The sequence below is a fragment of the Prevotella sp. P5-108 genome, from assembly GCF_002251385.1.
In the GTDB taxonomy this organism is placed as follows: Bacteria; Bacteroidota; Bacteroidia; order Bacteroidales; family Bacteroidaceae; genus Prevotella.
Genome location: NZ_NPJJ01000058.1, coordinates 64823 through 74867 on the forward strand (window position 1 = coordinate 64823; position 10045 = coordinate 74867).

The window sequence follows — 10045 nt, forward strand, 5'->3', positions numbered from 1 at the left end:
GCCCTCTATACTTAATATGTATAACCCGATTACTCTGCTGTTTCGGTCTCGACAGCGCGGAAGGCTGCGAGGTCCTCTGCTTTGAAGTTCTGGATGTAAGCAGCCTTGCCCTGTACGTTCTCTTCGGCCATGCGCACATATACGTGGGCACTCTTCTTGAAGAGTTCGGGAGCACGGCTGGCGTCCTCGATGATAAGCAGTGACATGATGATTTCAGCGGTCATGTCGTAGAGACGACGACCGAGGAAGTCGTGAACCTCCTGGTTCTGTGCGTCCTTGACAGCATTGATGGCAGCCTCATACTGCTCTACCATCTTGGCCACACGAGCCTGCAGAGGCTTCATGCAGTCGCATACCTCAGCCTCGAGCATCTCCTTCATGATGGCGAGGTAGGTGCCGTTGGTGATATAGCGGATAGCAGCCACAACCTGCAGCTGGGTGGTACCCTCGTAGATAGAGAAGATGCGGGCGTCGCGGAACAAGCGCTGACACTTGTACTCCATGATGAAGCCCGAACCACCGTGGATGCTGATGGCATCGTAGGCGTTCTGGTTGGCATACTCGGAGTTCATACCCTTGGCAACGGGAGTGAACGCGTCGGCCAGACGGGTGTACTTCTTCATCTCTGCACGCTCCTCGGCGGTGAGCTTGCGCTCACGGGCGATGTCTTCGAGCGACTTGTAGATGTCTACATAGCGTGCTGTCTGATAGAGCAGCGAACGACCGGCGTCGAGCTTGGCCTTCATGCGTGACAGCATGTCATATACGGCGGGGAAGTTGACAATCTTCTGACCGAACTGGGCACGCTCCTTGGCGTAGGCGAGACCCTCGTTGTAAGCCTCCTGCTCTACACCTACCGACTGGGCGGCGATACCGAGACGGGCACCGTTCATCAGCGCCATCACATACTTGATAAGACCCATACGGGTGCTGCCGCAGAGCTCAGCCTTGGCATTCTTGTACACGAGCTCACAGGTAGGTGAACCGTGGATACCCAGCTTGTGCTCGATATGACGTACGGTGACACCACCGTCGCGCTTGTCGTAGATGAACATAGACAGACCACGACCGTCCTTGGTTCCCTCTTCCGAGCGGGCCAGCACGAGGTGGATATCAGAGTCACCATTGGTGATGAAACGCTTCACACCGTTCAGGCGCCATGTGCCGTCCTCGTCCTGAGTGGCCTTGAGCATCACGCGCTGGAGGTCTGAACCGGCATCGGGCTCGGTGAGGTCCATAGACATGGTCTCGCCGGCAGCGATACGGGGAATATACTTCTGGCGCTGCTCCTCTGAACCGAATTCATAGAGAGTGTCGATACAGCTCTGGAGGCTCCATACGTTCTGGAAGCCGGCATCGGCAGCAGAGATAACCTCTGACAACATAGAGAACACCACGTTGGGGATGTTCAGACCGTTGTAGCGACGAGGCATAGAGATGCCCCAGAGTCCGGCCTTGCGTGTAGCGTCGAGGTTCTCGAAGGTCTTGCTGGCATACACCATGCGACCGTCAACGAGGTGTGGACCCTCAAGGTCTACATCCTCAGAGTTAGGCTCGATAATGTTAGCAGCCACATCACCGGTGATATCCAGGATGCGCTTGTAGTTCTCGATGGCGTCCTCGTAGTTGACGGGGGCGTCAGCAAACTGGTCTTTGTCTGCATAGTCGCGCTCCTTGAGCTCAACGATGCGCTTCATCAGAGGATGGTTCAGGTGGAACGCGATCTCTGGATGGTCTGTATAATAATTAGCCATAATCTTATATTAGCCCCACCCCGACCCTCCCCAAGGGGAGGGAGTAGAAAATGAAGGCTGTTTATTTGTTTTTTATTCTATTGTCTATCTCTCTTAGCACATTCTCGATTTCCTGGAGTACCTGTTTATTGGAAAAACGTATTACCTCATAACCTCTCTGCTCGAGCCATTCGCTCCGCAAACTGTCATCGGCCGCCTGGCGCGGCTCTGCATGGTAAGCGCCATCTATTTCAATTACAAGTTTCTTCTCAACACAGGCAAAATCGACAATGTAATCGCCTATGATATGCTGCCGGCGAAAATGGTAACCACAGCTGCTGGTTCTTCTCAGATAGTTCCACAGCAAGGATTCACACGGAGTCAAGTGGCGGCGGTTCTCCTTGGCAAAGGCCTTCAATATGGGATAAAGGCAGGGAGAAGCATCCTGAAATCCATAAGCTGTATCACCTTTTTTCATCAACAACACCCATCCCCCCTTTGATACCCTCCCCTTGGGGAGGGACAGGGAGGGGCTTTACTTAGAATTTTGTTTGTAATACTTGATGAGTTTGGGCACTACCTCTTCCACGTTACCCACGATGACATAGTCGGCAATCTTGTTGATGGGTGCCTCGGGGTCGTTGTTGATAGAGATGATGATGCCTGAGTCCTGCATACCGGCAATATGCTGAATCTGACCGGAAATACCACAGGCGATATATACCTTGGGATGAACGGTGACACCGGTCTGACCAATCTGGCGGTCGTGGTCTACCCATCCGGCATCGACAGCGGCACGGCTGGCACCAACCTCACCATGCAGCTCCTTGGCCAGTTGGAAGAGCTGGTCGAATGCTTCCTTGCTACCTACACCGTAACCACCGGCTACCACGATGGGGGCACCCTTGAGGTTGTGCTTGGCAGCCTCGACATGACGGTCGAGAACCTTGACTACGTAGGCCTCGTCAGAGACATACTTGCTCACCTCGGGATAGACAACCTCACCCTTGGCGTTGCCCTCGTAGAGAGCTTTCTGCATCACGCCAGAGCGTACGGTGGCCATCTGAGGACGGTGGTCGGGATTGACGATGGTGGCCACGATGTTACCACCAAAGGCAGGACGAATCTGATACAACAGATTGTCGTAGTGCTTGCCGCTCTTCTTGTCGTCATAGTCACCAATCTCGAGCTGGGTACAGTCGGCTGTAAGACCCGATGTGAGTGATGAGCTCACGCGGGGACCCAGGTCGCGGCCAATCACAGTTGCACCCATCAGAGCTATCTGTGGCTGCTCCTCCTTGAAGAGGTTGACCATGATATCGGTATGGGGAGCCGAGGTGTAGGGGAAGAGACCCTCACCGTCGAACACGAACAACTTGTCAACGCCGTAGGGAAGAATCTGGTCTTCCACCTGGCCCTTGACGCCTGTACCGGCAACGACAGCGTGGAGCTCCACACCCAGTTCGTTGGCCAGCTTGCGGCCTTTAGTAAGCAATTCCTGAGAAACCTCGGCAACCTGTGTGCCTTCGACTTCGCAATATACAAATACGTTGTTCATATCCTTAACCTATAATCTTTTCGTCCAACAATTCCTTTACCAGACCCTCGACGTCGGCGTCGCTCGCTGTAAGGGTCTTGCTTTCCTTGGCCTGGAACACGATGTTCTTTACAGCCTTTACCTTGGTGGGTGAGCCAGCCAGACCACACTGTCCGGGGTCACCATCGACGTCGGCTACCGACCACTGATTGAGGGTCAGATAGGGGCGCTCGTCATAGAGAGCAGACCAGGGCTCGTCGCCCTTGCGCTCCATAGGACAGGTAGCATACTTGTACTTCATCACCAGCTTGGCATTGCAGGGGCGGCAGGGAGCAGCGCTTCCGTTTACCGTTACCACTACAGGCAGAGGAGCCTCGACTGTCTCCACGCCACCGTCGATGTGACGACGGATGGTGGCCTTGCCGTCTTCTACCTTGATGATTTCCTCTGCATAGGTCACCTGGTTGAGACCCAGCTTCTGGGCTACCTGAGGACCTACCTGGGCGGTATCACCGTCGATGGCCTGACGACCTCCGATAACGATATCTACATTGCCTATCTTCTTGATGGCTGTAGCCAGTGCATAAGAGGTAGCCAGGGTATCGGCGCCGGCAAACAGACGGTCGGTAAGCAGCCATCCGGTATCGGTGCCACGATAGAGGCCCTGACGGATTATCTCGCCGGCACGGGGAGGACCCATGGTGAGCACTCCTACGGTGCTGCCGGGATTCTGCTCTTTCAGACGCAGAGCCTGCTCAAGGGCGTTCAAGTCTTCGGGGTTGAAGATAGCGGGCAACGCGGCACGGTTTACAGTGCCTTCTGCGGTCATCGCGTCTTTGCCCACATTTCTTGTGTCTGGTACCTGCTTTGCAAGTACAACAATGTTCAAACTCATAAAAAATATATTTAATTATATTGATTTTAATGCAAATACGGCGCAAAATTACAAATATTTTACAGCTTATGCAAATTAAAGAGAAAAAATTTGCACAGTCTTACGCAAACTGTGCACAAAGCGCAACTTTTGTGCAATTTTTAGATAGCATCTCGGTGATGAGAGTCCGAAGCTGCGCCATCAGCGCCACGCTATATATATAATAAGGTGTAATCACGGCGATTGTCACGACGACCTGGCAGCGGCGCGCGGAGGGAGCGGCGATGGGGTCGGTGCCCACACGGCTATGGGCGGAGGGAGCGGCGATGCCCTCTGCCCGCCCCGCGCCCACCTCCGCGCGGTGGCTCACCCGCGCAAATACTGCCGAGGGCCACACCATCCTCGTGGCGAAGCACGAAATAAGAATTGCGAAGCATGAAACGATGACGGCAAACATGGATATACTCGTTTCGTGCCTTGATTTCAACTATAAGGTGGCTGCATCAATAATTACATGCCTCTGAGGAAACCTTACATCAAGCGGCGCCCCACTCTCCCCGCCCTCCACCACCACAGTCTGGAGCACGGCAACAGCCACGATGGATGCCCAGAAGCAGGAGAAAACCGCCTAAATGGCGGTGCTGACAAGGGGTTCGCCACTTTTTGTCAGCAAGCCAATAGAAATTATAGAAAAATAATTTGCCATATCAGAATAAATGACGAAATTTGCAATAGTTATTGTCGTGTGCATAATGAATGACACACAGCGGTATCAGACAGAGACAATGTCTTACTTGAACAGAATATTATAACAAGATGTGTATACCATCTATGCCTTGCGAGATTTTCCACCGCCCCGCAAGGCTGTCATCGGGTAACAGCGGCAAACGGCTATCCATCATGCTTGCCGCCATCGTCTGCACCATCGCGTGCATGGCACAGCCGGCCACAACCGCACATCACTACGACTTCAGAAAGTGGTTTCGCACATTGGCACAAAACCGCGTGGAGTACAACCGCTACAATGACAGCATCTTCCAGATACGCGACCACGACCAATGGACGAGGTTTCTACAGGTGCGGGCAAGGAAGAACCATGAGATAAACCTGTCTAACAGGCTGATTATCGACAGCATCAACCACGCCATGACCGTAGGCGAGGTGCTCAACGACCGCAGCCTCTACAGCGAATTCATCAGAGCTTTCACCCTGGATTATCTGAGAGCCGGCAAGGCCGACCCCTTCAACACGCTCACCCTCTGCGACGCCATGCAACGCTACAGCGACCACCAGCCCGACAGCCTGCGCATGGACAACTGGCTGCATCTGTGGCGGGGAGTGGCTTATTTCCACATCTTCAGTCTCGACAACGACACCACGACGCTCCGTACTTCATACAACCACTTCAGAGCGGTGCTCGGCAAGGAGAGCGAGAGATTTCCCGCCTACAAGCAGTGTCGCGTCACAGCCCTCTACAACCTGTCGAGCTTTGCTTGGTTCAACAGCAAGATAATGACCGTAAGACAGTTGCGCACGAACATGCGCACCATGCGCCTCATGCTCAATGACACGACCATCCACATCTCTCCGAGTATGATGGCGAGACTGAAGAACAAGGCAGAAAGGATGGACGAGCTGCTGATACGCAACGTGTATCTCTACGACAGCACCATGATGAAGAGCCAGGAGGCCACATGGCTTATGACCAAGTTGGTAAAGAGCTACAAGAAAAAGAAAAACATGGACGACGAGCAGTATATGAACATGCTGCTCATGCAGGTAAGGCTCCAACAAATCACCGCAAAGGAAGCTCTGGACGCCTACAAGAGCCGGTATGCCCGCAACTGGAACCTGATAAAGGGCGTAAGGCTCAACGACGAGGAGTTCATGGACTTCATCCAGCAGTATTACTCGATACTCTACCTCAACGACATTGCCGATATCCCCTACAGAGAGAAGCGCCGTACGGTCAAACTGCTGTGCGGACATATTGTAACGGCGTTCAGAAACCGCCACGATGACCAGCACTCCACCCAGTTTGTAAAGATGCTCAAGACACTGGTCGTCTACGAGCGCATCACGCGATACCTGAAGCCCGAAGAGAGGGTCGACTTCCTCGAAGAGCTCATCGTGACGACCGACTTGCCCACCTATGCCCACTCGGTGCACGTGGCAGAGATAGCCACGACCATCATCAGCGCCATGGTGAAGAAAGAACCGCAGCTGCTGGTAGGCTACCTGGGCTGTCAGAACGCGCGCAACGTGACCAGGCACAAGAAGCTGTTCGTGGAATACATGCGCAGGGCGGCAGAGTTTCACGACTTGGGCAAGACTATCATGGTTCCCGTGGTCAACAACGACTTCAGACCGCTCACCGATATGGAGCGCAAAATTATACAGGGGCATCCGCGTCGCGGACTGCGGTTTCTGGAGCTCGACCCACGACTGGCGCCATTCCACGATGCCATTCTGGGTCACCACAAGTGGTACAACGGCAAAGGAGGTTACCCTGCAGACTTCGACAACACCCGCTCGCCTTACCGCCTGCTCATCGACATACTCACCCTGAGCGACTGCCTGCAGGCAGCTACAGAGCGCATAGGCCGCAACTATAAGAACCCGAAGACATTCAACACCGTAATCAACGAGTTCCGCCAAGAAGCCGGCACCCGATACAACCCCCAGGTGGTAGAGTTTATAGACCGTCATCCGGAGTTGGCCAACAGGCTCAGATGGCTGCTCACCGACGGATGGCTGGACATCTACTACATGATATACAAGAAGTATTTTGCCAATACCGACAAGCAGTAGCACCCCACCGCCAGCCACCATCGTCCCAGCCAGCCATCGCCCCGCAGCCGGCTGAGCAGGAGTGACAGCGGGGATGACGATTTGTCACATAATTTTGTAGGAAAAGCTGAAATTAAATGTGCAGAATGGATAGGGCATCATACATTAATGTTGGTGCCCAGACATGAAAAAGCCACTAGGATATTAGAGTTGTCAACTGGCTATTCTTGGAATGATGCCCAAGAGAGTATGACCATCAACACTCCCAACGGTATTTTCGAGCTGAAAGGGATGAACAGTTTGACATATAAAGGCAAACAACATACCTTAATGGGAATACCATTGGAGAAAGTTTATCATCAGAAAAGGGTAGAAGAAAGCTTATTCAATAGTAATGATTTCGTGCCAACCCTACCAAATAATCAGATAGTCACCCAAGGTTTCTATGATACAATTAAAAACTTTGTAGATACGGTAGAAGGGAAAAAAGTATCATCAATACAATCTTTAGAAGCGTTTATCGACACTTATAAGTTGTTAGAATCAATTCGTTCAATTCAAAATAAGCAATAGATATGGTAAAGCAAATTGTATTTTTAGTTCTTTCTGTTATGGCTTTGAGTTCTTGCTCTACAGAGCAAAATGCAATGGAGCCAATCAGAATGAGTGACGTAATAAGTTCGGGCTGCACCTCTTCCTTTTCTGCAAAAGAAAGTCATCCGGAATATTATGAAAGTGAAATGGAGAAGTCTCCAAATATGGTTCTCTCGGTGGATGCAAAAGGGGCAGGTCATTTCAATGTGACTGACCTCCGAGGAAACTGTGCGTTAAATGGTTTTAGACCTCAGGTTAGTTCACAAGCCAACTCAATCTGTATCGTTTTGGTTCCATTGGGCGACCCCACTGTTGAAGCTGACTGTATGTGCCACTATAATGTGAGTTTTAAGCTGTCAAATTTAACAAATGACAGTTATCATTTGGCAGTCTATCTCTCTGATTTCGCAGGCAAATATGATTCAACCCAACCGCTTTATGAAGGAAAAGTCTCTTTTCTGGCCTTTATCTCGTTAGATTTTTCTCCAACCTTTTCTTGTCCTAATGATACGCCATTGTCAACAGCCCAGGCACTCACCATTCTTATGGGACAAATTTTACCATTCTCATCTTCCGATCTTGCACCACGCATTTCCTTGCCATCAATAGCAATAACGCCCTTATATTTTCCGTATAAATCTTGTACCCATTCACGAAATCCTGCCTCAAATTCCTTGGGATTTATGATGGAAAAAACGCGATTAAATGTATCATGACTAGGTATTTCTTCAAGGCCTTTTATTCTGGACTTGAAAAAATCTATATGGGCAATACCAAATTCTTCTATTTCATTCCAACTTTCAGCACCACCTATAATCGCGGCTAAAGTGATATAAATGATACTTTCAAGACTGTGTTTTTGAAGATGATTACGACGCGGATCTTGGATATTGTTCAATATAATCGAGATATTCATGCTTTTTTGGGGAGTAAAGGTAATACTTTTTTAGGAAATACCTTTGATTATCATGGAGAAAAGTAATGCATCGGCCCTGGTCTCGGTCGGCGCGTGTGTGCGTTTCGGTCGGCGCGCGTGCTCACACCGACCGATGCGCGATGACCATCAAACTTCTTTGACACGACAAAGGAGTCTTTTTGATACGACCTATCTGCGTGATATAATTGAGCGTAACCATCTACGCAATCCAGAAGGATTGAAGGAATTGGTGCGTGTGCTTGCCTCGGGCATTGGTTCATCAACCAATCCAACGAGAATAGCCAATACCTTTCAATCTGCACAAGGAGTAACCATAAAAAGGGGGTGTGTCAAAAGTCAAACAAGCGGGCTGTTTAAACTTTTGACACACCCCCTATAAAAATATTGTCTCACAAGGATGCTAGCCACCCATTATTGAACAACAACTTTCTTCACGCTACCATCGCTATACTTCACGATATTCAATCCCTTGGTTGGACCTACCAATCGCTGACCATTTACTGAATAGCGAGCTACCTCCTCAACATCGGTAGAAGTTGTAGTCTTGTCGATGCCTGTTGCGTCGAACTCTACTATGTTCTCAAAGTAGTCGCCAAAGAGAGAGAGCCAGTAATCATCACGAGTTCCCATTGGTACATAAAGTGTGCATTTCTTGGCATCAACTTCTCCGAATACATTACTACCTATTTTTGGTACTTTCTCTGCATATACATAAATAGAAGTTAATCCACTACAGCCTTGGAATGCGCGATTGCTTAACTCGGTAATACCAGCAGGAAGGTTTAAACTCGTTAATCCGCTACAGCCATAGAATGCTTCATCGCCTATTGAGGTAATACCAGCAGGAAGGGTTAAACTCGTTAATCCGATACAGCCACTGAATGCGTAAGAGTCTATTAAGGTAATACCAGCAGGAAGGGTTAAACTCGTTAATCCGATACAGCCATAGAATGCGCCATTGCTTATCTCGGTAATACCAGCAGGAAGGGTTAAACTCGTTAATCCGCGACAGCCACTGAATGCGCCAACGCCTATTGAGGTAATACCAGCAGGAAGGTTTAAACTCGTTAATCCGCTACAGCCATAGAATGCTTCAGAGCCTATTGAGGTAATACCAGCAGGAAGGGTTAAACTAGTTAATCCGCTACAGCCATAGAATGCGTTCCAGCCTATTGAGGTAATACCAGCAGGAAGGGTTAAACTCGTTAATCCGCGACAGCCTTGGAAAACATAATTACCTAAAGTAGTTACGTTAGATGGTATTTCGATACTTGTGATCTCTTTATCATTTATATAATATTTAATACCACAATCTACATCTATATAAGGATGACCTTTTATTAAATATGTGTCTAAATTATCATTTATACAAAATCTAACCTCTTTTAATCCGCTACAGCCCCAGAATGCGCCTTTGCTTATCTCGGTAATACCAGCAGGAAGGGTTAAACTCGTTAATCCGCTACAGTCATAGAATGCGCAATCGTCTATCTCGGTAATACCAGCAGGAAGGGTTAAACTCGTTAATCCGCTACAGCCATAGAATGCGTCATAGCCTATCTCATCATTATAAGTATAAT

General features: G+C 49.8%; 9 protein-coding genes. 2 read left to right on the forward strand and 7 right to left on the reverse strand.

What is annotated here, in order from left to right:
* Positions 1 to 29 precede the first annotated feature (29 nt).
* The 5 genes from CIK95_RS11800 to CIK95_RS11820 form a co-directional block, all read right to left on the reverse strand.
* Positions 30 to 1754 carry an acyl-CoA dehydrogenase family protein gene (locus tag CIK95_RS11800; RefSeq protein WP_094467087.1) on the reverse strand — a complete coding sequence of 575 codons (1725 nt, stop codon included), beginning with the start codon at positions 1752 to 1754 and terminating at the stop codon, positions 30 to 32.
* A 61-nt stretch (positions 1755 to 1815) separates the two neighbouring features.
* A complete protein-coding gene (locus tag CIK95_RS11805; protein WP_022311265.1) occupies positions 1816 to 2211 on the reverse strand; it encodes an endonuclease domain-containing protein in 396 nt (131 codons plus the stop codon).
* Between the two features lie 57 nt (positions 2212 to 2268).
* The gene (locus CIK95_RS11810) at positions 2269 to 3291 is read right to left on the reverse strand and encodes an electron transfer flavoprotein subunit alpha/FixB family protein (RefSeq protein WP_022311266.1); all 1023 of its coding nucleotides are present in this window, start codon (positions 3289 to 3291) and stop codon (positions 2269 to 2271) included.
* Between the two features lie 4 nt (positions 3292 to 3295).
* Positions 3296 to 4165 (reverse strand): electron transfer flavoprotein subunit beta/FixA family protein, encoded by an 870-nt coding sequence (locus CIK95_RS11815; protein ID WP_022311267.1) that lies wholly within the window; start codon positions 4163 to 4165, stop codon positions 3296 to 3298.
* Between the two features lie 100 nt (positions 4166 to 4265).
* Positions 4266 to 4631, reverse strand: a complete 366-nt coding sequence (locus CIK95_RS11820) for a hypothetical protein (protein WP_144007828.1) — start codon at positions 4629 to 4631, stop codon at positions 4266 to 4268.
* Between the two features lie 329 nt (positions 4632 to 4960).
* Between CIK95_RS11820 and CIK95_RS11825 the strand changes: the two genes are divergently transcribed.
* Both CIK95_RS11825 and CIK95_RS11830 read left to right on the forward strand, forming a co-directional pair.
* Positions 4961 to 6955 (forward strand): HD-GYP domain-containing protein, encoded by a 1995-nt coding sequence (locus CIK95_RS11825; RefSeq protein ID WP_094467089.1) that lies wholly within the window; start codon positions 4961 to 4963, stop codon positions 6953 to 6955.
* A gap of 81 nt (positions 6956 to 7036) precedes the next feature.
* Entirely contained in the window at positions 7037 to 7507 is a 471-nt protein-coding gene (locus CIK95_RS11830) for a hypothetical protein (protein ID WP_216820589.1), read from the forward strand.
* A 457-nt stretch (positions 7508 to 7964) separates the two neighbouring features.
* On the opposite strand, the gene CIK95_RS11835 is transcribed toward CIK95_RS11830, so the two are convergent.
* Positions 7965 to 8426, reverse strand: coding sequence for an ISAs1 family transposase (locus CIK95_RS11835; RefSeq protein WP_158215137.1), 462 nt, complete (start codon positions 8424 to 8426; stop codon positions 7965 to 7967).
* 450 nt (positions 8427 to 8876) lie between these two features.
* A partial coding sequence (locus tag CIK95_RS11845) for a leucine-rich repeat domain-containing protein (RefSeq protein ID WP_144007829.1) occupies positions 8877 to 10045 on the reverse strand: 1169 nt, incomplete at its 5' end.